General features: G+C 39.3%; 14 protein-coding genes and 7 pseudogenes. 5 read left to right on the top strand and 16 right to left on the bottom strand.

Annotated features, from left to right (window positions below):
- From LZ575_RS24015 to LZ575_RS19395, 12 genes and pseudogenes are all read right to left on the bottom strand, one after another.
- Positions 1-288: a cytochrome P450 gene (locus LZ575_RS24015; RefSeq protein ID WP_311195869.1), complete on the bottom strand. Its 288-nt coding sequence runs from the start codon at positions 286-288 to the stop codon at positions 1-3.
- An 80-nt stretch (positions 289-368) separates the two neighbouring features.
- Positions 369-1,259, bottom strand: a pseudogene (locus LZ575_RS19445) (cytochrome P450); the annotation flags it as partial.
- Positions 1,260-1,374: 115 nt separating this feature from the next.
- Positions 1,375-2,397 (bottom strand): Holliday junction branch migration DNA helicase RuvB, encoded by a 1,023-nt coding sequence (gene ruvB, locus LZ575_RS19440; RefSeq protein WP_235326657.1) that lies wholly within the window; start codon positions 2,395-2,397, stop codon positions 1,375-1,377.
- A 175-nt stretch (positions 2,398-2,572) separates the two neighbouring features.
- A complete protein-coding gene (locus tag LZ575_RS19435) occupies positions 2,573-4,393 on the bottom strand; it encodes a cbb3-type cytochrome c oxidase subunit I (RefSeq protein WP_235326655.1) in 1,821 nt (606 codons plus the stop codon).
- 23 nt (positions 4,394-4,416) lie between these two features.
- The gene (locus LZ575_RS19430; protein WP_235326653.1) at positions 4,417-5,559 is read right to left on the bottom strand and encodes a cytochrome c oxidase subunit II; all 1,143 of its coding nucleotides are present in this window, start codon (positions 5,557-5,559) and stop codon (positions 4,417-4,419) included.
- A 30-nt stretch (positions 5,560-5,589) separates the two neighbouring features.
- Positions 5,590-7,003: pseudogene (locus LZ575_RS19425) on the bottom strand (quinol:cytochrome C oxidoreductase).
- A gap of 26 nt (positions 7,004-7,029) precedes the next feature.
- Positions 7,030-7,677, bottom strand: coding sequence for a cytochrome c (locus tag LZ575_RS19420; RefSeq protein ID WP_311195868.1), 648 nt, complete (start codon positions 7,675-7,677; stop codon positions 7,030-7,032).
- A 69-nt stretch (positions 7,678-7,746) separates the two neighbouring features.
- A pseudogene (locus LZ575_RS19415) lies at positions 7,747-8,276 on the bottom strand (DUF3341 domain-containing protein).
- Positions 8,276-8,659 carry a hypothetical protein gene (locus LZ575_RS19410; protein WP_235326651.1) on the bottom strand — a complete coding sequence of 128 codons (384 nt, stop codon included), beginning with the start codon at positions 8,657-8,659 and terminating at the stop codon, positions 8,276-8,278. The pseudogene LZ575_RS19415 and the gene LZ575_RS19410 overlap by 1 nt, the downstream one beginning before the upstream one ends.
- A pseudogene (gene nrfD / locus LZ575_RS19405) lies at positions 8,637-10,068 on the bottom strand (NrfD/PsrC family molybdoenzyme membrane anchor subunit). Before nrfD ends, LZ575_RS19410 begins: the two are co-directional and overlap by 23 nt.
- Positions 10,069-10,100: 32 nt before the next feature.
- Positions 10,101-13,234 (bottom strand): annotated as a pseudogene (locus LZ575_RS19400) (TAT-variant-translocated molybdopterin oxidoreductase).
- Between the two features lie 30 nt (positions 13,235-13,264).
- A pseudogene (locus LZ575_RS19395) lies at positions 13,265-14,624 on the bottom strand (cytochrome c3 family protein).
- 207 nt (positions 14,625-14,831) lie between these two features.
- On the opposite strand from LZ575_RS19395, the gene LZ575_RS19390 reads away from it, so the two are divergent.
- Complete coding sequence (locus LZ575_RS19390) at positions 14,832-15,224, top strand: SPOR domain-containing protein (protein WP_235326649.1); 393 nt, start codon at positions 14,832-14,834, stop codon at positions 15,222-15,224.
- A 121-nt stretch (positions 15,225-15,345) separates the two neighbouring features.
- Here the strand turns inward: LZ575_RS19390 and infB are convergent, their stop codons facing one another.
- From infB to rimP, 3 genes and pseudogenes are all read right to left on the bottom strand, one after another.
- On the bottom strand, positions 15,346-18,171 hold the full coding sequence (infB, locus tag LZ575_RS19385) for a translation initiation factor IF-2 (protein WP_235326647.1): 2,826 nt from the start codon (positions 18,169-18,171) through the stop codon (positions 15,346-15,348).
- Between the two features lie 59 nt (positions 18,172-18,230).
- Positions 18,231-19,464 (bottom strand): annotated as a pseudogene (nusA, locus tag LZ575_RS19380) (transcription termination factor NusA).
- A 12-nt stretch (positions 19,465-19,476) separates the two neighbouring features.
- Complete coding sequence (gene rimP, locus LZ575_RS19375; protein ID WP_235326645.1) at positions 19,477-19,938, bottom strand: ribosome assembly cofactor RimP; 462 nt, start codon at positions 19,936-19,938, stop codon at positions 19,477-19,479.
- A 153-nt stretch (positions 19,939-20,091) separates the two neighbouring features.
- Between rimP and LZ575_RS19370 the strand changes: the two genes are divergently transcribed.
- Entirely contained in the window at positions 20,092-20,919 is an 828-nt protein-coding gene (locus LZ575_RS19370) for a universal stress protein (RefSeq protein ID WP_311195867.1), read from the top strand.
- Between the two features lie 16 nt (positions 20,920-20,935).
- On the opposite strand, the gene LZ575_RS19365 is transcribed toward LZ575_RS19370, so the two are convergent.
- Entirely contained in the window at positions 20,936-22,441 is a 1,506-nt protein-coding gene (locus LZ575_RS19365) for a hypothetical protein (protein WP_235326643.1), read from the bottom strand.
- Between the two features lie 212 nt (positions 22,442-22,653).
- On the opposite strand from LZ575_RS19365, the gene LZ575_RS19360 reads away from it, so the two are divergent.
- From LZ575_RS19360 to LZ575_RS19350, 3 genes are all read left to right on the top strand, one after another.
- Entirely contained in the window at positions 22,654-22,842 is a 189-nt protein-coding gene (locus LZ575_RS19360; RefSeq protein ID WP_235326642.1) for a hypothetical protein, read from the top strand.
- 87 nt (positions 22,843-22,929) lie between these two features.
- Entirely contained in the window at positions 22,930-23,562 is a 633-nt protein-coding gene (locus LZ575_RS19355; protein ID WP_235326640.1) for a metallophosphatase domain-containing protein, read from the top strand.
- 102 nt (positions 23,563-23,664) lie between these two features.
- Positions 23,665-24,021 carry a hypothetical protein gene (locus LZ575_RS19350; RefSeq protein ID WP_235326638.1) on the top strand — a complete coding sequence of 119 codons (357 nt, stop codon included), beginning with the start codon at positions 23,665-23,667 and terminating at the stop codon, positions 24,019-24,021.
- Positions 24,022-24,186 lie beyond the last annotated feature (165 nt).

Genomic DNA, 24,186 nt, shown 5'->3' with positions numbered 1-24,186 from the left:
CTATTCACGGTTGCGCAAATCAAATTTGAGGATTGCCTGTTTCGGTTTTAAAGTAATAAGGGGGAGGATTTGTATTGGAGTAGAATCTGAAGATATCTTATATTTCCTAACCAGTTCTGCCACTGCCATTATCATTTCATACATAGCAAAATTATTGCCAATGCACATCCGCGGTCCGGCTCCAAAAGGAAAATAATAAGAAGAATGCTTTTTTGGGTCTTCAAATCGTGCGGGAAGAAAAGCTTCAGGGTCTTCCCAGTATTCTTCACTCCTGTGGATTTCGTACATAGAAAAAAGAAGGGAAGAGTTCGCTTAGGCACCTTAATTCCTTCAAATTCATCATCTTCAAGGTTCACCCGATCTATAAAATAAGCAGGAGGATATAACCTCATTGCTTCCTCAATAACCATTTTTGTGTATTCCAATTGCTGAAGGAATTCCATGTGATTGGAGGCAGTATCAGCTGCTGTTTTCACTTCCTGAAAAATCTTTTCCTGATCTTTAGGATGCCTCGCAAGAAGCTGAGCAGTAAAAGTTAAAGCATTGGAAGTGGTTTCGTGGCCTGCAGTGAACAGGATGAGAATTTCATCCAATAACTGCTTGTTTTCCATGCTGCTGCCGTCCTCGTACTTTGCCTCAAGAAGCATATCGAGAAGATCATTTTCTCTCTTTCCGCTCTTTCTCCTCTCGTTGATAATGCGCTGAAGGATATCCCTGGCTTCATCAGTAAGATCCATGTGCGCCTTAATTTTCCCGCTAAGGGAAAAATACCAGCCCAGATATGGCTGGCGCAATTCCCGCACCAGCATTTTTTGTGCTGCCTCGGTAATGTATTGTAGCCTGTTAATTTCTTCCTGGTTAACCGCACTGCTGAACAAAGCTTTTACGACCGTTTGAAAAGCGAGATCGTTAAAAACAGGAAAAATATCCGTGTCTTTATCCGTGGCTATCTTCTCTAATTCAACATCTATGGCAGATTTGATACTCCCGAGCAAATGCACCAGTTGTTTTTTATGAAACCCCGGCTGGATAAGGCGTCGCTGTTTTTTCCAGTGCTCTCCTTCCGCAGTAAGAAGGCCTTTGCCGAGGTATTTTGCCATATCCTCGGTCTGGATGGTAGTCTTTATATAGTTTTTTTGATTCTTCTGAAGTGCATACTGGGCAAAACCAGCATTGCGGGAAAAGATAACAGATTTTCCCGGTCCAATCTTCAACCGAAAAATACTGCCCAGTTTTCCGAATTTCTTATGGTGAAAAATCAGCGGATTTTCAAGGATCTTTAGTGAATTTCGATAGAATTCCCACGAAGGAACAATCCAGGTATATTATCATTCGTCATTTTCTCTCTTTTCCTGCCCAGATTGGTGAGCAAATTTAAAACAGGCCTCCCTGGATATTATTTCGTATCCGGCCCAGATGTTTGTATGCCAGTTCTGTTACTTCCCTGCCGCGGGGAGTCCTGTAAATAAACCCCTGCTGAATGAGAAATGGCTCGTAAACCTCTTCTATCGTTTCGGCATTTTCACTTACAGCCATAGCAAGTGTTGTAATGCCCACGGGACCGCCTTTGAATTTATCTATTATGGTAGTCAATATTTTGTTGTCCATTTCGTCAAGACCATGAGCATCTACATTTAAAGCTTTAAGTCCAAACCTGGCAATTTCAATATCAATTTTGCCATTTCCTTTAATTTGTGCAAAATCACGTACCCTTCTTAATAACGCGTTAGCAATTCTTGGTGTTCCCCTGCTCCTTCCTGCAATTTCTATTGCAGCATCATTAGTAATAGGAACTCTTAAAATTTCTGCACTTCGCTCCAAAATGGTTGAAAGTAATTCAGTTGAATAATATTGAAGCCTGCTGGATATTCCAAATCTCGCCCGCATAGGAGCAGTAAGTAGCCCTGATCTTGTAGTTGCTCCTATTAACGTAAAAGGATTTAGATTAATTTGAACGGTACGCGCATTAGGACCCGATTCGATCATTATATCTATCTTATAATCTTCCATTGCAGAATAAAGATATTCCTCTACAACCGGGCTAAGCCTGTGAATTTCATCAATAAAAAGAACGTCCCTTTCCTCAAGATTTGTTAAAAGACCTGCAAGGTCACCGGGTTTGTCTATTACGGGGCCTGAGGTAATTTTTATACCTACATTTAGTTCATTAGCCAGAATGTGTGCAAGAGTGGTTTTTCCCAAACCGGGAGGACCATGAAAAAGAGTATGATCCAGTGCCTCCCCCCGAAGATTAGCCGCTTCAACAAAAACCTTTAAATTATCCAGCACCTGGTCCTGCCCGGCAAAATCATCAAACGAGAGAGGCCGTAAAGCTCTTTCGATATCCAGTTCTTCTGAAGAAAATTTTTCGCCTGTAGGATCTAGGTTGTCGTTCATATTAAGCTTTTAGTAAAGCACCAAAGGATTTTTTGCTTTGAACAAAGATAATTAAAAGCAAAGAACTCCGTATCTAAGCAGTAGAACATTCAAATGAAACAATTAGCTTTTTTATATAAAAAAGAAAAAGCCTTTTCAAAAAATGAAAAGGCTTTTATGTATTATTTAAATTTTCTTAGTGATTCAATTCTTCTTCATCTTTTTGAAGAGGTACCGTTTGAGGAACAAAATCCTGTCCCGGGATCACATATTCTCCATTCTCATTTGTTTTACTGTAATCATATGACCACCTGTACACTGCTGGAATTTCACCAGGCCAGTTGCCGTGGATATGCTCTACAGGAGTAGTCCATTCCAATGTAGTAGAGTTCCATGGATTCTGAGTTGCTTTTTTTCCGAAGAAAATAGAGCTAAAGAAATTGTACAGAAACACTATTTGAACAGCAGCTGTAATAATTGCGAACACAGTCATTAGCACGTTCACATCTGCAAGGTCATCAAAGTAAGGGAAAGTAGTATTGGTATAGTAACGTCTTGGTAAACCTGCCATACCTATAAAGTGCATTGGGAAGAAAATACCATAAGCTCCTATGGAAGTAATCCAGAAGTGGATATACCCCATATTTTTATTCATCATTCTACCAAACATTTTAGGGAACCAGTGGTATACACCAGCCAGTAAACCGTAGATCGCAGAGATACCCATTACAAGGTGGAAGTGAGCAACTACAAAGTAGGTATCGTGAACGTTAATATCAAGTGTACTATCACCAAGAATAATCCCTGTTAAACCTCCGGTAATAAAAGTTGAAACGAATCCTATAGAAAATAACATTCCGGGGTTCATTTGCAGATTACCTTTCCATAAGGTTGTGATCCAGTTAAAGGCTTTTACTGCTGAAGGTATTGCAATTAATAAAGTGGTAAATGTAAATACCGATCCAAGGAACGGATTCATCCCCGAAACGAACATGTGGTGACCCCAAACAATGGTTGAAAGAAATGCGATTGCCAGAATAGAAGCAACCATTGCACGATAACCAAAGATAGGTTTACGGGAGTTGGTAGCCAAAACTTCTGAAACGATTCCCATCGCCGGAAGAATTACAATATAAACCTCCGGGTGACCAAGGAACCAGAAAAGGTGTTCAAACAAAACAGGGGATCCTCCCTGATGTGCAAGAACTTCTCCCTGAATATAAATGTCACTCAGGAAGAAAGAGGTTCCAAAGCTTCTGTCCATTATAAGCATTAAAGCCGCAGAAAGAAGAACAGGGAAAGACACAACTCCAATAATAGCAGTTACAAAGAAGGCCCATATAGTAAGTGGAAGTCTTGTCATAGACATTCCTCGTGTTCTTAAGTTAATTACAGTAACAATATAATTAAGCGACCCCATTAAGGAAGAGGCAATAAAGATAGCCATTGAAACCAGCCAAAGAGTCATTCCTAAGCCAGATCCACCTATAGCTTGTGGTAAGGCACTAAGAGGAGGATAAATAGTCCATCCTGCAGATGCTGGCCCAGCTTCTACGAACAATGAACTTAACATAATTATACTTGAAAGGAAGAACAACCAGTAAGAAACCATGTTCAGGAATCCTGAGGCCATATCTCTTGCACCAATTTGAAGCGGAATAAGAAGGTTACTAAAAGTACCACTTAAACCTGCAGTAAGTACAAAGAATACCATGATAGTACCGTGAATGGTAACTAAAGCAAGGTATATTTCCTGGGACATAACGCCACCGGGTGCCCATTTACCAAGAAGTGCTTCAAATATCCAGAATGGCTCTTCCGGCCAGGCTAACTGCATACGGAAGAGAACAGACATTGTAATACCAATAATACCCATTAAGAGACCAGTGATAAGATATTGCTTGGCAATCATCTTATGGTCTGTACTAAAGATATATTTAGTTATGAAAGTCTGTTTATGATGATGCCCGTGATCATCATGTGCGTGATCTATTGTTGTGTGTCCTACTGCTGACATATCTTTAAATCTTTTTCTTCGTATTAATTTTGAACCTGAGCTACATCTTCATTATTCTCATCTCCCTCTGCAGGAACAGGAATAGTTGGTTGTTGCATTTTATCTATGGTTTCGCTAAACTTGGATTGTTCTGCCATCCAGGCATTAAATTCTGCCTCAGTCTCTACTACAACTTTCATTTGCATGTTGTAGTGAGCAGTACCACAAATCTTGTTACACAGTAAAAAGTAATCAAATTGCTCATAGTCTGAAAGGGTCTCCCCTCCTGAAGCAATTAACTGCTCATTTTTATCGTTCCGCAATTCTTTGATCCGGGCCAGTTTATCCCTCATATATTCAGTCTCTCTGATCTCCTCGGTAGTAACAGTTGGAGTAAAAGAGAACTGAGTAATCATTCCCGGAACTACGTTCATTTGTGCACGGAAATGGGGAAAGTAAGCCGAATGTAAAACATCCTGAGACCTGAATTTAAATATTACAGGCCGCCCCACAGGAAGGTGAAGTTCTGAAGCAACAACATCGTCATAAGCATAGGGATCTTCGATATCCACTCCCATTGTGTTAGCTCCTTCTATAAATCGTACGTTAGCCTTTCCAAGGGTATTATCCATATAAGCATAACGAGCTTCCCAGGCAAATTGTCTTCCGTAAATCTCGATGACAATAGCATCTGTATTCTCATCATCGATGTTCATGATACTTGACCAGGTAAACAATCCATAAATAATTAGACCTGCCAGTACAATTACAGGAATAATAGTCCAAACGAATTCCAGTTTATCGTTATCTGCAAAGAACAAAGCTTTTTTACCTTTTCTTCCCTGATATTTAAAAGCGAAGTAGTGCAGTAAACCCTGAGTTAGGATTTGTACTACCATGATTACCGCAAGAGAAATCCAAAGTAAGGTATCATATTCTAATCCGTGAGCTGATGATGCAGCAGGAAGAGCCCTGTCACTCCAGGTCCAGAAAGAATAAAGCATGAACACATAAAACGCAATACCGAATGCCAGCATAAGGTTACCCTGCATTTTATTATCCTTATCACTTGCAACTTGTGAATTGTCTATTGAATTAGTATCCCTGGATAACTGAAATATCTTCGTCAATTGCCAAACAGTGATCGCAAAAAGGGCTACAACTATAATGATTAAAAATACTGTCATTTTTTATTTTCTACTTTATACAATCCTTTTCTAATAATGAAAATGCTCACTTTCCCTGATAAACGGATTTCGTTTTGCCAGTAGCGGTGCTTTAGTAAGAGAACTGAATACTACAAAAATAAACAATCCGGCAAAGAAAACTAAAGAACTTATCTCTGACAATCCTATAAACCATGAGCTCACCAACAGTGGCAGGCATTACCATTACATATACATTAATGTAGTGACCAAGAAGGATAACAATTCCCGCCATAACCACGAACCAGTTAACACGCTTAAAGTCACTGTTCATAAGCAGTAGTACAGGGAAGAGGAAGTTAGTTGCTACCATCCCCCAGAATAACAAACCGTAATCTTCTATACGTGTAACAAAATAGGTTACCTCTTCAGGGATATTAGAATACCATATCAGCATAAACTGGGAGAACCAAAGGTAAGTCCAAAATATGCTTATCCCGAACATGAATTTTGCCAAATCGTGAATGTGACTGTTGTTCACGAAGGTTAAGTATCCAAGCGATTTCATGTAGATTGTTACAAGAGCGATCATAGTAATTCCAGAAACAAACATACTGGCAAATACGTACCATCCAAACAGGGTACTAAACCAGTGCGGGTCAAGACTCATGATCCAGTCCCAGGACATCATAGATTCAGTCACAATAAAGAAAACAAGGAATCCTGCTGCCAGTTTGAAATTCTTCTTGAAATAAGTTAGATCTTTAGGATCTGTATCGTCCATTCTAACAGAATTCTTCACGAGGAAGTGTCTAAAGGCAACCCATCCTCCAATATAGATTAGCGCTCTAATCAGGAAGAAAGGGACGTTTAAGTATCCCGATTTATTCTGAATAATTTCATCGTGTGCCACTACTTCAGTATCCATCCAAATGAATAAATGGTTAAGATGTAGGCCAGATAAAACCAACAACACAAATATTATTACACCTCCTGGTAAAAGATAGGATGTTATTCCTTCCATAACCCTGAAAAGAACAGGAGACCATCCAGCCTGTGCTGCAATTTGAATAGCATAGAATACGAGTACCCCCAAAGGAATCATAAAAAAGAAGAATGCAGCAACATAAAGCGCCGCCCAGGGCTTATTTTGTAACTGATGTAAAAGATGCTCATAATGTTCAGCACCGTGTTCATCTCCTTCAGCTCCTAATTGGGCTTCAGCTTCATCTGTGCGCTCGGTATGAATTTCATGTTCAGAAGGAACAGCTTCCAGCCCGTCGGCGTCTTCTGCATCATTTTCACTTTTAATTTCTCCAGGAACAGCAGAATGTGTTTCACCGTGCCCCGCTTCGTGAGAAGCTACTATTTCCTTTACTTCTTCAATTGTTGACGGTGCGATGAAAAACCCTATGGCCAAACCTATCGCGCCTACAGCCATAAGAATTATAGAAAATAATTTTAATTTACTGGATAGCGTGTACATATTTATATATCTAGATGCTGTTATTCTTAGTTTTCATTTTCCTGAGCTTCTTCGTATGCTCCTGTAGTTTCCTGCTGTTCAGACACCTGATCTTCTTCAGCATTTACAGCCGGAATAAGATTTTCTGTAGGACCTTGCGGAATACTATCCTGAGATTCCTGATCAAAAGCTCTTTCTTCCCCACCAAGCAGGTCGTTCTTTAGTGTCATCACATAATGATCTATTAACCATCTCTCATCAATAGAAGTTTGTGATGCATAAGAACCCATTGCATTAAGGCCATAGTACATTACATGGTAAACACTACCTTCGGTTATATCCCTACCTGCATCATCATATCTTGGAATACCAAGGATCTTTTCACGTTGCACTAGAATCCCCTGCCCATCTCCCTGGTCACCATGACATACTGCACAGTAGATGGTATACAACTGCCTGCCTGCTGCAAGATTATCCTCGGTATAGGGCAATGGGTTTTTTAATTCAGTTTTGGCAAGTTGATAACCCTCTGCAGTATTTTCATATTCATAAGGTTTCCAACCTCTTGGAACACTTCCTGCAGCCGGAACCAAAGCCTCCTGCCCATTTGGAAAAATTTGGTAATCTCCATAAGGCTCGTACGGCACTAAGTTCGTACATATCTGGAAAATACTGGTAGTTGGGTCTGTTGTCATCTGCACAGGAAACAGCGGCCAATGCCAGTATGAGTATTAAGGACTTATTAAATAAACTTTTCATCGGGTTTATTTGTTATCTATTAATTTAATTTCAGAAGCTCCTGTTTGATAAAGGAAATCTGTGAGATCTTTAGTGTTGTGACCTGCCACGTCAACTTCCATTAAAAAGTGATCATCTGTTGTTCTTACATCAGGATTTTCAGCAGTTTTAAAGGGCCATAGTTTACTTCTTAAGAAAAAGGTTATAACCATTAAGTGAGCTGCAAAAAACACCGTTAGCTCAAACATAATAGGTACGAATGCTTAAGCATATTCTGAATAAATGAAAAACTCGGTTTACCTCCTATATCCATAGGCCAGTCTTCAATCATCATAAAGTTCATCATTGTTACTGCCACCGAAAATCCAATAACACCGTAGATAAAAGAAGCAATAGCCAATCTTGTAGGAGCAAGTCCCATAGCTTTGTCCAACCCGTGTACAGGAAATGGAGTATATATTTCTCCAATGTGGTACCGTGCCTCACGCACTTGTTTTACAGCCTGTAAAAGCAAGTCGTCATCTGTATAAATAGCGTGTATAACTTTAGATGCCATTAGTTCTTGTTTTTAAGTTGGTTTGCCTGAGTAGTCCACTCTGCATGTCTGCCTTTTAAAGTAAAATCTTCAATTATAAGATCAAGCAGTTCTACATCTTCTTCAGTTAAATGACTCATTTGTTCAAAAGTATAGATACCTAACTGGTGGAGCCTTTGTTCAAGCAAAGGACCAATTACTTTTATTTTTTGAAGATCATCAGCTTTTTGAGTTGCAGGATCATAAACCCCTATGCGGTGAAGCATTTCGTCTATTCTGTCTCTGTAAATATCAAGTTTGATCAAACCATCAGCATTAACTGTAGCTTCATGATGTGAATCGGCAGGATCATCGCGATCAACCCACTTATTATCTTCAGCATTAGAAACTAGGTTCCCGTACAATTGGATCATAATGATCTACGTGATCTCCATGTTCTGCTCTTAACCTCTTGTATTTCGCTCCGGAAGATTTTAGGATAGTCTTAACCTCTGCCTGTGCAATTACAGGGAAAGTACGTGCATATAAAAGGAAGAGTACAAAGAAGAATCCTATGGTTCCAATGAATATTCCAACATCTACAAACGTAGGCGAGAACATGGTCCAGGATGATGGCAAGTAATCTCTGTGTAGTGATGTCACAATAATTACAAATCGTTCAAACCACATCCCAATATTTACCACTATAGAGATGAAGAAGGAGAACATGATGCTCGTACGCAGCTTCTTAAACCACATGAACTGTGGAGAGAAAACGTTACACGTCATCATTGCCCAGTAAGCCCACCAGTAAGGACCTGTCGCCCTGTTAAGGAAAGCATACTGCTCATATTCTACCCCGGAATACCAGGCTACGAACAATTCGGTTATATAGGCCACACCTACAATAGAACCCGTAATCATAATTACGATGTTCATCAATTCGATGTGCTGTATTGTAATATAATCTTCCAGATTAGAAACCTTCCTCATAATGATCAACAGAGTGTTAACCATCGCAAACCCGGAGAAAACTGCCCCGGCAACGAAGTAAGGAGGAAAGATAGTGGTGTGCCAACCAGGAATAACCGAGGTTGCAAAGTCAAAGGATACAATGGTATGTACCGAAAGTACAAGGGGTGTTGCTAATCCGGCAAGAACAAGAGAAACCTCTTCAAATCGCTGCCAATCCTTTGCTCTCCCACTCCATCCAAAACTTAAAATGCCATAGATCCTTTTTTGAAAAGGCTTTACAGCCCTGTCACGAATCATTGCAAAATCTGGAAGTAATCCTGTCCACCAGAATACAAGGGAAACTGAAAGATATGTGGAAATTGCAAATACGTCCCAAAGTAATGGAGAGTTAAAGTTCACCCACAGGGAACCAAACTGGTTTGGAATAGGAAGTACCCAATATGCAAGCCATGGGCGACCCATGTGAATAATTGGGAAAAGACCTGCCTGCATTACAGAGAAAATTGTCATCGCCTCTGCAGAGCGGTTAATGGCCATTCTCCACTTTTGACGGAATAAAAGCAGTACTGCAGAAATAAGTGTTCCCGCGTGACCGATACCTACCCACCAAACGAAGTTAGTAATATCCCAGGCCCAACCTACGGTCCTGTTCAATCCCCAAACTCCAATACCTGTTGAAACAGTATATATAATACAACCTAAACCCCAAAGAAATGCTATAAGAGCGATGGAAAAAACAATCCACCAGGCTTTATTAGCCTTTCCTTCAACTAAGCGCAACCACATCGAGGGTTACATCGTGATAGGACTTATCGCGAGTAACTAGAGGCTTTCGTATAGGTGCTTCGTAATGAGACATATCCTTTTATAATTGATTCTTTATTTAATTAACTAAGCTTCTGATGTATTTCTAACTTTCGTTTGGTACATCACATTTGGTTTTGTACCAAGGTATTCAAGAGTGTGGTACATTCTGTCATTTTCCTTTTCTCTGGCCACGACACTTGTTTCATCATTTACATCTCCAAATACTATAGCACCTTTATCACAGGCAAGAGAACAGGCTGTCTCAAATTCATCTCCCGGTAAAGCGCGGCCATCACGTTTAGCATCCAGGATCGTCTTTTGAGTTTTCTGAATACAGAAAGAACATTTCTCCATCACACCACGGGATCTCACCGTTACATCAGGATTTAATACCATACGTCCAAGGTCGTTGTTCATATGATAGTCAAACTCGTCGTTTCTGTTATACTTGAACCAGTTGAACCTTCTAACCTTGTAAGGACAGTTGTTCGCACAGTATCTTGTTCCTACACAACGGTTATAAACCATCTGGTTTTGACCCTGGCGACCGTGCATAGTCGCGGCCACAGGACATACTGTTTCACACGGAGCGTGGTTACAGTGTTGACAAAGCATTGGCTGGAAAACAACCTGAGGATTATCTGAAGGGCTTTCCAATTCTCCAAATTCTGAAAGAGAACTACCTAAACCTGCTATATTATCCTTTTTATTGATATCTTCTTCAAAAGTCTCTTCAGAAGAGAAATAACGATCTATTCTCAACCAGTGCATATCACGGAACTTTCTCACTTCCTGTTTTCCTACCACAGGCACATTGTTTTCGATATGACAGGCTATTACACAAGCGCCACAACCTGTACACGCATTGAGGTCTATGGACATATTAAAATGATGTCCCTGAGTACGGTCAAACCCGTTCCACAAGTCAACATCTGGAGAGGTAACAGGAGTTTCAATGTGATTTAGGGAAACTTCTGGCATTGAATTCCAAACGTGAGCATCTTTAGTATTGAAGATCTCAAGAGTGGTTTCTTTAATAATATCTCCTCTTCCCATTAAGGTCTTATGCAATTGAACGCAGGCAAACTCGTGTATTCCACTAAGCCTTTTCAATACTCACATTCTGGTAAGAGCTGAAGTTCTTATATAAAGGGTAAGCATTTACTCCTACCTGCATTTCCTCCTGGACTCCTTCTTTTTTTCCATATCCCAGTGCAAGAGCAACAGTTCCTCTTGCCTGGCCCGGCTGAATGTAAACAGGGATTTTTTCCAGTACCGTATCACCTACCTTAAGATTTACATAGCTACCATTAAGGCCACCGTTTGAGGCATGTTCATTCATTACCCCCAGCGCCTCAGCATCGGCCATGGAAACTTTTAAATAGTTATCCCAGGAAACCCGGGTAATAGGATCAGGAAATTCCTGCAGCCATGGGTTGTTAGCCTGTTGACCATCTCCTAAACCAACAGAAGTATAAAGCTCCAACTCGTAACCTGTATTTTCTACAGCTGCGGAAAGATTTCGAACCGCTGTCGCATCATCATTCCTACGTGGAGTAGCTGTTACGGGAGAATCACATAGCTTGTGCCGCAGAACCTGCAGCTGCTGCTGTTTGATTACTTCCTAAAGTAACTCCGGAAGGTCCGGCTGACTCAAAGTATCCGTCGTGTAAAACGTCTGCCCAGGTTTTGTCTCCAAGAGAACCTGTCCAAGTTTCTCTAATATAATCGTAAAAGGAAGTCTGATTATTTGTTAATTTCAAAAGACTATCCTGAAATTGTCTTGTGTCAAAAAGCGGTCTGATAGTCGGCTGCATCAGGGTTACCTGTCGAGGCGTAAACTGAATATCTCCCCAACTTTCCAGGTAATGCGGAGTTGCACCTATGAACTTACATAATTTTGCAGTTTCATCTGCCTTCATAGAATAGGCCACAGATAGTTCTACCTGTTTTAACCCTTCTACAAATTCATCAGCATTTGGAAGACTATAGGCAGGATTTACACCAGCTATTATAATTGCTCCTATTCTTCCCGCATTCATATCCTGAACAAGGCGCTGTACTTCAGCAGAATTACCCTGTCTAAGCAACCTTGGATTTTGAGTATCCATTATTCTACTGCCAAGAGCCTCGTTAATTGAAAGCACAAGGGACTGCGCATCAACATCTGGAATTCCAGATATAACCACTGCTCTACTACCTGCGCTTCTCAATTGAGCTGCAGCCTTTTCAACTGCCTCACCCACTTTGGCGGGAAGATTGCCTGCTCCTGCTCCTCCACCTACAATATGACCATAAAGAGCAGCAAGAACGGCTCTTTGCTCACTTAATTTTACAGGCACACGCTTATCGGCGTTTGCACCTGTAATAGACATAGTAGATTCAAATTGAATGTGGCGGGACATTTTTCCATTTTTAGGAACCCTACCACGCGCATATTTGGAGTCGTGACCTCCATAAGCCCAATCTCCAAGGAAATCTGCACCAACAGAAACAATAACTTCTGCCTGCGAGAAATCATAATTAGGAAGTGCTCTTCGGCCGTATTTCCCTTCAAAAGCACTTAATGCAGCATCTTCAGAAATAGTATCGTAAACAACGTGTCTAACATTACCGAATTGCTGAGAAAATTCACTGATTAGTCTGGAAGTTGAGGGACTTGCAAAGGTTGGTGTAAGTAATGCAATTTCTCCTGAAACACCTTCCAGTCCTTTTCTTACTTCAGTATCAAACTTCTTCCAGGAAACTTTTTCTCCGTTAGCAACTGGTCGTCTTAATCTTTGTGAATCGTATAATGACAAAACTGATGCCTGTACACGTGCATTAGCACCTGTATTGGCCATCGTATTAACTTCAATCTTAATTGGTCGTCCTTCACGGGTTTTTACCAAAACTCCGGCAAAATCAAAACCATCAGCCATTGTGGTAGCATAATAATTTGCTACCCCGGGAACGATACGATCTGGCTGAACAACATAAGGAATAGATCTAATCACTGGTCCTTCACAGGCAGCAAGGGATGCAGCAGCGGTACTAAAACCTACATACTTCAAAAAATCCCGCCGTGTAGTAGTGGAACCTTCTAAAGATTCTTTATTGCCAAGAAATTCATCTGTAGGTATCTCTTCTGCAAATTCATTATGCTGTAGCGCCTCAACAACAGAGCTCTCTTCTTTAAGCTCTTCAACACTTTGCCAGTATTTCTTGTTTGATGACATATATTTAGATATTACTTCTTTAGTATTAGATTAATAGTGGCACTTCATACATTCTGTACCACCCATTTGAGCCACAGTCAATTCTTCCAAACCATATTTTTTGGACAGCTCTTCATGAATTTTTTCATAATATTCATTCCCCTCTGTCTTCACATTGGTTTCGCGGTGGCAATTGATACACCAGCCCATAGTTAAAGGAGCATTTTGATACATAATCTCCATTTCCTGAACAGGGCCGTGACAGGTTTGACAGGCAATACCTCCTACCTCTACGTGTTGAGAGTGATTAAAGTATGCAAAATCTGGAAGGTTATGAATTCTTATCCATTTTACTAAGCTCCTCTTCTCCTGTATAAGCCTGAGCTGCAGGATCCCAGCCAACGGCTGCATATAATTTCTGGATTTCCTGATCGTAGAAATTTTTACTGTATTCGTCAGTCGCAGTTTCTTCAGCAACTTCGCCAATAGACTTGTGACAGTTCATACAAACGTTAAGAGAAGGAATTCCTGAAGTTTTGGAAACTCTTGCAGAAGAGTGACAGAATTTACATTCTATCTGGTTATCTCCCGCATGTATTTTGTGTGAAAAATGTATTGGCTGTATTGGTTGATATCCCTGATCTATACCTACCTGCATAAAGAAACCATACATTCCGTAAGCAGCAACAAGCAATAGTAAAACAGCACTTACAAGGACCAGAAATTGATTTTGAACAAACGATTTCCAGATTGGAGTTCTTTTTGGCTTTTCAGGAAGCTCTATTCCACTGGCAGTTGCAAACTTTCTAAGAGTTTTATTAACCAGGAATAAAATTGCAAGCAACATTAAAAGCACAAATGCCAGTATCGCCAGAATTATATCGGTGGAAACTCCGCCTCCTCCCGATCCTGTTCCGGCAGCATCACCTCCAGGTTGCTTTGGCTGAGGAACCGCTTTAGGTTCACTGGTATAAGCAAGTATATTATCTATATCCCCCTCACTTAATTGAGGGAAAGGCGGCATGGCCACCTGGTTGTATTCATTATAAATTTCAAGAGCATGTGGATCTCCGGCTGCAATAAGAGCCTGACTATTTTGGATCCAGTCATGTAACCACTCCTGATCTCTTCTTTCAGCTACCCCTCTAAGGGGTGGTCCAATGGATTTGGAATCAAGTTTATGACAGGCAGCACAAAGAGAATTAAAAAGATTTTTTCCGGCTGCGGCATCTCCACTTGCCGGAGCTTCAACATTAGATTCCTGAGGGCCACCCACGGTTTCCTGTGGATCTGCTTGTTCCTCTTGGATGGAATTATCCTGAGCTAAAGTAAGAATGGTAGATGATATAAACATCGAAATGCTGAGAAGAAGCACACGAAGGGCTGAATGGCGGATTTTCACCTTTTTCATATTATAAGTTGAATTAGCATCTTTTTTTGGCACGATAATAGGAATAAAGCAACTTAACGCACCCCTAAAATTCAGCGACAAAAGTAACACTTAAAGTCGATTTGGAAAATGTTAGCATGGCGTTAACGGATAATTTATATTTGTTCTAAATAATAAAATATAGCCTTATTCAGTTATAGTTTTTACTTTTACACAAAACTTTTAAAGATGAGAATTTTAAGTGTCCAAAACTTGTTTTTCGCAGGGATTTTTATTCTGGGAATTCAGTACTCTGCATTTTCCCAAACAGGGCAGGTAAACGTTCAACAAAGTGAAATGATCCCTCAGTTAGTGGAATTAAAGTCCCAAATGACAAAGGATGGAAAACTTGGGGAACGTTACCAGATACAGTTATACTATGGTGACAATAATCAGGCTAGTGAAGTAATAAAAGAATTTAGAAGCAAATATAATTCCTGGCCTTCTCAAATAATTTATGAAACCCCAAATTATAAAGTGTGGATAGGTAATTTTAGAAACAGGCTGGAAGCAGACCGGGCTTTATTAAAAATAAAACAGGATTTTCCCGCAGCTTTTATTCCAAAACCACAACGAGGATAATCCTCTCCCCCCGCCCTCTCAAAAGGAGAGGGAGCTTTATTCTTAAAATATCAGTACAAATAACATATAAAAAAAGGCTGCCACTTTCGTGACAGCCTTTTTTAATTTTACTTTATAAATCTTATTTCATTTTCTTCTTAACAGCTACTTCCTGGTATCCTTCAATAACATCACCTTCCTGGATGTCATTATAATTCTTGATTTGCATACCACAGTCATAACCTTTAGAAACTTCTTTCACGTCATCTTTAAATCTCTTAAGAGATGTTAGCTCACCAGTGTAAACTACCACTCCATCCCGTATTAAACGAACTCCATTATTTCTAAAGATCTTACCAGATGTAACCATACAACCAGCAATTGTTCCAATTTTAGAAATTTTGAAGGTTTCTCTAATTTCTGCGGTACCAGTAATTTCTTCCTTCATTTCAGGAGAAAGCATTCCTTCCATAGCATCACGAAGATCATTGATCGCATCATAGATGATAGAATATAACCTTACGTCTATTTCTTCCTTATCTGCAAGCTGTCTTGCATTTCCGGCAGGACGTACGTTAAATCCTATAATAACTGCATCTGAAGCTGAAGCCAGAAGAACGTCGCTCTCTGTAATTGGTCCAACTCCTTTATGGATAATATTTACCTGAATTTCTTCCGTAGACAATTTCTGGAAACTGTCTGTCAATGCTTCAACAGAACCATCCACGTCACCTTTAAGAATGATATTGATCTCCTTGAAGTCTCCAAGTGCAATACGTCTTCCAATTTCATCAAGAGTGATATGTCTTTGAGTTCTTACAGATTGCTCTCTTTGAAGTTGTGTACGTTTTGCGGCAATATCCTTGGCTTCACGCTCATCAAGCATTACCTTAAACTTATCACCTGCCTGTGGTGCACCATCAAGACCCAGAATGGAAACCGGAGTTGCAGGTCCTGCAACTGCCACATCTTTTCCTCTTTCGTCCTGCATGGCTTTTACTTTACCACTATGCCTACCTGCAAGAACGTAATCTCCAATCTTTAAAGAACCTTCCTGTACAAGAATTGTCGAAACATAACCTCTTCCTTTATCAAGAAAAGCTTCAACCACAGTTCCTTTTGCAGGTTTGTTAGGGTTAGCCTGTAATTCAAGAATTTCAGCTTCCAGAAGTACTTTCTCAAGTAGTTCCTTCACACCCATTCCTGTTTTAGCTGATATATCGTGAGACTGGATTTTTCCTCCCCAGTCTTCAACAAGCAGATTCATACCTGCCAGTTTTTCTTTAATTTTTTCAGGGTTTGCCGTTGGAAGATCAGATTTGTTGATGGCAAAAACTATTGGCACTCCCGCCGCCTGGGCGTGAGAAATAGCCTCTTTTGTTTGTGGCATCACATCATCATCTGCCGCGATAACGATAATAGCAATATCTGTTACCTGTGCACCCCTTGCCCGCATCGCGGTAAAGGCCTCGTGACCCGGTGTATCTAAAAATGCTATTTTTTGACCGTTTTCAAGTTCCACACCGTAGGCACCAATGTGCTGTGTTATACCACCACTTTCACCTGCAATTACATTTTCTTCACGAATATAATCAAGAAGAGATGTTTTACCGTGATCTACGTGACCCATAACGGTGACTATCGGTGCTCTTGGTTTAAGATCTTCCGGAGAATCTTCTACTGCTTCAGTAACATCTTCAATATCTGCGGAAACGAATTCAACTTCATAGTCAAACTCATCAGCAACGATTGAAAGAGTTTCAGCATCAAGACGCTGATTCATCGTTACCATCATTCCCAAAGACATACAAGCCGAAATAATCTTTGTCACGGGGACATCCATCATTGTAGCAACCTCGCTTACGGTAACAAACTCTGTTACTTTAAGAATTTTGCTATCGGTTTCCAGCTGTGCTGCATCGTCTTCAGATCTTTGACGGTGTTGATCTCTTTTATCTCTTCTATATTTCGCACCCTTTCCTTTACCAGATTTGCCCTGAAGTTTCTCTAAGGTTTCCCTTATTTGCTTTTGCACTTCTTCTTCGCTTGGCTCTTCTTTGGTAATTGGTCTTGAAGGTTTTTTACCGCCTCTGTTTCCACCACCTTTATTGGCTCCCCCTGCAGCACCTGGTGCAGCAGCAGTACCTTTTACATCCTTACTTATTCTACGACGACGCTTCTTACGTTTCTCTTTCTCCTTATCCTCTGCCGCTTTCTTTTCATCCTTCTTCTTAACAGGTTTCTTGAATTGAGAAAGATCAATTTTTTCCCCGGTAAAGTTAGGACCGTTAAGCTTAGTGTAATTTGTTTTTATTGTATCGCTCTGTTCTTCCTTTGCAACTGGCTTTTCTTCTTCCTTAACAGGAGTTTCTTCAGCTTTTGGTGCAGGTTCAACAGGAGCTTCTTTTTGCTCAGGAGCTTTTTCTTCTTTTTCTTCTTTAACCTCTTTAGGAGCCTCTTCTTTTTTAGCAGTTGGCGCATCCCTTACAGGTTCCTGTATAGCCGTTTTTGGCTCTTCCTCTTTGGGAGGCTCTGGTGCTTCTACTTTAGGTTGAGGAGTTTCCTTAATTTCCTTCGGCTTTTCTACTTCCGCAGGCTTTTCTTCAGGTTTTTTATCGAGGTCAATTTTACCGACTTGTTTTGGGCCTTCAAGTTTGGTTCTTGCACTTATAACTTCCTGCTGTCTTTGCTCTGCTTTCTTCCTGTCCTCCATCTCCCTTTCCCGGGCCATGCGCAATTCTTCCTTCTCTTTTCGCTTTTCCTCTCCAACTTCTTTAGAAGCTACCTTTTTACTCTTATCTGTTTGAAATTCATCAAAAAGCACCTGGTAAACCTCTTCAGAAATTTTTGTGGTAGGACGCGCCTCTATATCGTGGCCCTGGGAGTTTAAATATTCCACAGCACGATCTAGCGAAATGTTGAATTCACGTAGTACCTTGTTTAATCGCATTGTTTTTGCTTCAGCCATAAATTGCCCTCTAAATTACCTCTTAAATTATTGTTGTATGTTTTTTAAAAATAAACAAATTATTCTTCAAATTCTTCCCGCAGCACCTGGATTACCTCACGGATGGTCTCTTCTTCCAGATCGGTTCTTCTAACAAGATCATCAACATCCTGCTCTAATATACTTTTTGCAGTATCCAGACCAATTTTTGCAAATTCGGCAATTACCCAATCTTCAATTTCATCGGCAAATTCCCTTAATTCCACATCCTCTTCACCGCCATCTCTAAATACATCAATCTCGTAACCTGTCAATTGTCCTGCCAATCTAATATTATGCCCGCCGCGACCTATCGCTTTAGAAACTTCCTCCGGCTTCAACATAACCTCAGCACGTTTGTTTTGTTCATCCAGCTTAATAGAAACTATTTTTGCAGGGCTTAATGCACGTGTAATAAAAAGTTGATCGTTATTGGTAAAATTTATAACATCAATGTTCTCGTTGCCAAGTTCCCTTACGATACTGTGAATTCTTGAACCTTTCATACCAACACAGGCGCCTACAGGGTCAATCCTGTCATCATAAGAATCTACTGCTACTTTCGCCTTTTCACCAGGAATCCTCACCACTTTTTTAACCGTAATTAAACCATCAAAAACTTCAGGAATTTCCTGTTCAAATAATTTTTCAAGGAAAACTAGGTGCAGTTCGAGACATAATAATTTGAGGCTTACTTCCTTTAAGCTCTACACTTTCAATTACCCCACGAACATTCTCTCCTTTTCTGAAGAAATCGGAAGGAATTTGTCGGTCTTTTGGAAGAATAATTTCATTCCCCTCATCATCCAGTAAAATTATCGCTCTATGGCGAATATGATGAACTTCAGCAGTATAAATTTCCCCTTCAAGATCTTTAAAGTGCTTATATATATTCGTGTTATCGTGCTCGTGAATCTTAGCGATAAGGTTTTGACGCAGCGCCAAAATTGATCGTCTCCCAAGATCGATTAGTTTAACTTCTTCAGAAACGTCCTCACCAACTTCAAAATCCGGCTCAATTTTACGGGCTTCAGATAAAGAAATTTCCTGATTTGGATCTTCTACTTCACCATCAGCTACCACAACCCTGTTCCTCCAGATCTCCAAATCCCCCTTATCTGGATTTACAATAATGTCAAAATTATCATCTTCTCCATACTTCTTTTTTAAAGCACTTCTGAATACATCTTCCAGGATCGCCATTAAAGTTACCCTATCTATTAATTTGTCGTCTTTAAATTCTGAAAAAGACTCAATTAAGGCGATATTTTCCATATCAGTATATTATTAAAATGTTATCACAACTTTAGCCTGCTCAATATCAGCGAAAGCTATCTTTGCTTCTTTGTCTACGTTCATCTTTCCCTTCCCTACAGGTTTAGGTTCCCTCGCAGTCCATGTAAGTGTAATCCCTTCATCATCAACAGCTATTAAATCTCCCTCAAATTTATCGGATTTTGTTCGGACTTCAAGTTTTCTGCCTATATTTTTCTTGTACTGCCTTGGCAACTGCAAGGGCTCTGACACACCAGCCGATGTCACCTCCAGCGAAAAATCGATCTCTTCCCTGTCAAGGTTGTGTTCTATTTTGCGGCTTACAGCAATACAATCGTTAACCGCTACTCCCTCATCCCCATCTATTACCACCAGAATGTGGTTTTGATCATTAATATTAAGGGAAATTAAAAATAAGGAATTGTTTTCTTCAAATGCTTCCTTAAGTAAATTTTCTACTTTCTCCTGCAACATATAGTTTATAAAAAGAGGGGACTTTACGTCCCCTCGCTGTACTTTTTCGCTTCAACGCTGCAAAGATAACAAAATTTTCCCGAACAGGAAACAGCATTGAGAATGAAATTTTATTCGTAAATTTAATAAAGCAATCATCCCTAAGCGTTTATCATGAAACGGATCCTCGTTCCTACCGATTTTTCTGAGCAGGCAGAGTATGCACTAAAAGTAGCTGCACAAATGGCCAGAAAGTTCAATGGTGAAATTTTTTTACTGCACATGCTGGAGCTCCCCCTTCAATTAGTGGGAACTGCGGCGAGTGGTAGCGGCGTTGGAGGAGGCTCCCATCAAAATCTCCCGGAAGCTCTTTATTTCATGAAACTTGCTAAGAAGCGATTTCATAAGATCCTCTCCCAGCCCTTTCTTAAAGGGATTAAAGTTCACGAAACCGTTCAATTTCACCAGGCTTTTGATGGGATTATGGAAGTAAGTGAAGAACATAAATGTGATATTATCATTATGGGTTCTCACGGCGCAACAGGTTTCAAAGAAATGTTTATTGGCTCCAATACCGAAAAGGTGGTGAGAAATTCCACCATTCCCGTACTGGTGATAAAAAATGAACACCCCAATTTTGATATCAAAGATTTTGTTTTTGCCACAGATTGCGACCTGGATAATAAGCACACACTCAACCAGGCTATACGTTTTGCCGATATGTTTGAGGCACGCCTTCACCTCGTTTATATAAATACCGCCAATAACTTTAAAACAAGTGAAGACGCCCAGCAGTGCCTGAACTCTTTTATAGAAGGAGAAAATCCCAGAAGCTACACTGTGAATATTTACAATGATGTCACAGTAGAAAATGGAATCCTTAATTTCGCAAGGAGTATCAACGCAGGCTTAATAGGAATAAGCACCCATGGAAGAAAAGGACTTGCACATTTCTTTAATGGCAGTATTAGTGAAGATCTCGTAAATCACGCTCAACAGTAGTAGTTACCTTTAAAATCTAGATGAGACCTTTTATCGCACCTTCCCTGATGCACAACCAAAGAAAATTCCAGAAAGACTTGGTTTGATCCCTGGTTACTTCAAGATTATCCTGGTTTACTTCTTCGTCCACAGCTTTATTTTTAATAAACAGGTTTGCAAGACTGGAGAGGAATGATTTTTCTTCGTTCTCTCCTTTCTTCAGGATGCTCACCTTAAAATCTTCGTAAGCCAGCTTCATATTTCCCGTGGCATTTATCCTGTTCCCGGTAAAATCATAGAACATAGAATTAATGATGCCTTCCGTTTCTATATTCATAGCAGGCTTTAGGAAAGGGTTAAGTGTTTCGGCTCTTATAGCTCCCATCCTGCCACTAACATGAAAAGTATCATTGGGTGCATTAACGTCAAATGTAAGATCCATTGTGAGAGGCGCTTTTTCCATGAATAAGGCTTCCGCAGAAATCCTGGTTTTTCTACTCGCAGTGTCAATAACATTCGAGAGATTCTCTATTAAAGCCTGGACCTTAGAAAATTTTAATTCCCCTGGCGGCCTTTCTTTCCGCACTTTTTCTCTATATACTATATCCATATCACGAATTCTTACAGAATCCACATTTAATTTTATTCCCAATTCTCTAATTGTTTGACTATAGAGTGGTTTTATCCTTGTATCATCTGGCAACAACTTATTCCTGTAAACTTCCAGGTGGGGATTTTCAATATTTATTAAAGGACTGGAAAATTTGAGGCTGTCCTGTATAATTTCCCACCCAAAATTATTTATTCCAATTGACGCTACTTTCATTTCTATACGATCCTTTTCATAGGAAATACGACTGTCAAATTCCGGAATTGAAAACTTAGGTTTCAAGTGAAGACCTGTTAACTTTAAACTGCCACTATCTATAATTAGTTCATTAACGATGAGAAGATGTTCTTCATTAAGGTCATAAACCAGGGAATCACTTTCAATGCTAAAATTTTTATATTCAAATGGCAAACTTTCCTTCCTGATCTCCGTATCAGAAAGAAGTTCGTCCAGAATAATTTTATTAAATTTTAAATAGAGGCTTTGGGAACTGGAATCTTTCAAAACCTTTAAAACTCCATTGGAAAGATTTATGCTTTTGATCCTGATATCCTCTCCAGAATCTTCTTTTTTGGGAGGTAATGAATCTGATTCCTTTTCTGTCTTCAAGTAAGTAATTTCAGGCTTCTTTACCACAAATTCTCCAATTTGAAATTTTCCAGCAGTTAAATAGTGGTAATAACTAAGGTCCTGCACCAGCACCTCCTCTGCTTTAATTTCTAGTTGGTCATTCTTAAACAAAACATTAATAGCAGAGGCATTTCCCGTAAGCACATTAACTGAAAGCCCTTCGTATTCATAATGAGTAGCTTCATTCCCTTTCAGTTCCTTTTCCAAAGCTTTTACAGCATACCAGTTTAAGCCAAGTACAGCAACTACACCTACTATAATAATTGTTGCCAGGGCTGTAATGATCTTTTTATTTCTGCTCAATCTTAAATGTTTTAAGCCAAATTTACAATACTAGTAAGACGACCCTTAAAGTTTATGAGGTTTTAACTTAAAAATATTAACCCTTTTCAATTCCTAAAGTTAAATTTGAGTCAATTTGTAAGGCAGACAAAAAAAACCATACGAATCAATGTATCTTTACCTCATAATTCAAGAAATGTATGTTATTTAAGTTAGGTTTAAAAATTGGGATTTTGGCAATTGAGATTTTTCTCGCCTTTTACAGTATGATCGTAACCGACAGCCTACTGATAAAATTCCTGTTTTTTGCTTTTTCAGCTTTTATAATTGCCTTCGTTGTTACTAAACTTACGAACAAATTATTACCATCAGACAAGGATTATGTTTCTGGTGATATTGATGATGATTTCCATAGGAGATAAAAATTCTACAGAAGTTTCAATTTAGAATCTTCAAATAAATAATTGATCCGATGATTTACCCATCGGATTTTCTTTTGAACCCCGTGCATGAAAATTATTTGTATAGCCGATACACATAATAAACATAATGACATTAATATTCCCCCTGGTGATGTTATTGTTCATGCGGGAGATTTTACTGAAGCCGGAACACGTTCTGAAACAATTAATTTTCTCACCTGGTTTTCAGCTTTACCACATTCCCATAAAATAATTGTTCCGGGAAATCACGATTTTTATCTTCAAAAAAACCTGGAAAATTTAAATGAAATTATTCCTCATAATATTCATTGTTTAATTGACAGCGGAGTAGAGATTGAAAACTTAAAATTCTGGGGATCTCCTTTTACACCCGGCAATGGAAGATGGGCTTTCAACAAAGCCAGAGGTAAAGAAATTAGAAAAACCTGGGATTTAGTTCCTGTGGGTACGGACTTTCTTATTACCCATACTCCTGCTTACGGTGTACTGGATGAGTTAGATAATAAACAACATATTGGTTGCGAGGAACTTTGGAAACGTGTTAAAGAAGTTAAGATTCCCTATCATATTTTTGGACATATTCATAATGATTATGGCATCGTGCGAACGAGGAATACAACCTATATAAATGCTTCCATCTTAGATAACAGGTATCGGGTAATTAACAGCCCCATTATCTTTAACTATATTTCCTCTTAAGGATTTACTAAATTTTAAGAACCTAAGTTAATTTACTATTAATCTCTGTCACTTAAGCTTTTGTTAACAGTCATGCACCTTATCTTAGCGGTGCCCAAGAAAATGAATATTAATGTAATGCAGAGAACTATGAGTATTTTTACCCCCGACCCAATAATTGATGAAGTTAAAAATTTAATTTCTTACAGTATTAGCAACAAAGATGCAGATGATCAAAAATTTGAGGATCTGCACTGTGCAATTTTAGAAAGATATTTTGACGCCAAGGATGTGAGGATAAATTATATTTCTAAAACCATTGATTTAAGCCTTCCCATGTCTAATAGTAAGTACACAGGTATAACTTTTGAATGCCTGGATTTGGACAATTTCCTGCAAGCCTGCTTAAAAAATGACAAAGACAGTTTACATTTCTATCAAAGTCTTCTAACAAACTATAATGTAGTAAGCGCTGCATAAACAATATTTAAACTCATACTCCTAATTATAAAGCTTTCCTACCGGAAGGCTTTTTTTGTAATTATACTTTTTTAAATGGAACATCTGCTTTAAAGGACTTCCATAAATTATGTTTTGTAACAGCTTTTTGTAAATTAGCAGATAGTATTAAATATAATATAGCAA

Source organism: Antarcticibacterium sp. 1MA-6-2 (assembly GCF_021535135.1).
Classification (GTDB): Bacteria; Bacteroidota; Bacteroidia; order Flavobacteriales; family Flavobacteriaceae; genus Gillisia.
The sequence above is the reverse complement of the archived record's forward strand: the minus strand, read 5'-3'. Positions and strand labels throughout refer to the sequence as shown.

Bases quoted from the DNA above. Each gene is read 5' to 3' on its own strand.
- LZ575_RS19350 (WP_235326638.1), top strand. From the start codon at position 23,665: ATGAATATTAATGTAATGCAGAGAACTATGAGTATTTTTACCCCCGAC.
- ruvB (WP_235326657.1), bottom strand. From the start codon at position 2,397: ATGAACGACAACCTAGATCCTACAGGCGAAAAATTTTCTTCAGAAGAA.
- LZ575_RS19420 (WP_311195868.1), bottom strand. From the start codon at position 7,677: ATGACAACAGACCCAACTACCAGTATTTTCCAGATATGTACGAACTTA.
- rimP (WP_235326645.1), bottom strand. From the start codon at position 19,938: ATGTTGCAGGAGAAAGTAGAAAATTTACTTAAGGAAGCATTTGAAGAA.
- LZ575_RS24015 (WP_311195869.1), bottom strand. From the start codon at position 288: ATGTACGAAATCCACAGGAGTGAAGAATACTGGGAAGACCCTGAAGCT.
- infB (WP_235326647.1), bottom strand. From the start codon at position 18,171: ATGGCTGAAGCAAAAACAATGCGATTAAACAAGGTACTACGTGAATTC.
- LZ575_RS19355 (WP_235326640.1), top strand. From the start codon at position 22,930: ATGAAAATTATTTGTATAGCCGATACACATAATAAACATAATGACATT.
- LZ575_RS19370 (WP_311195867.1), top strand. From the start codon at position 20,092: ATGAAACGGATCCTCGTTCCTACCGATTTTTCTGAGCAGGCAGAGTAT.
- LZ575_RS19430 (WP_235326653.1), bottom strand. From the start codon at position 5,559: ATGACAGTATTTTTAATCATTATAGTTGTAGCCCTTTTTGCGATCACT.
- LZ575_RS19390 (WP_235326649.1), top strand. From the start codon at position 14,832: ATGAGAATTTTAAGTGTCCAAAACTTGTTTTTCGCAGGGATTTTTATT.
- LZ575_RS19435 (WP_235326655.1), bottom strand. From the start codon at position 4,393: ATGTCAGCAGTAGGACACACAACAATAGATCACGCACATGATGATCAC.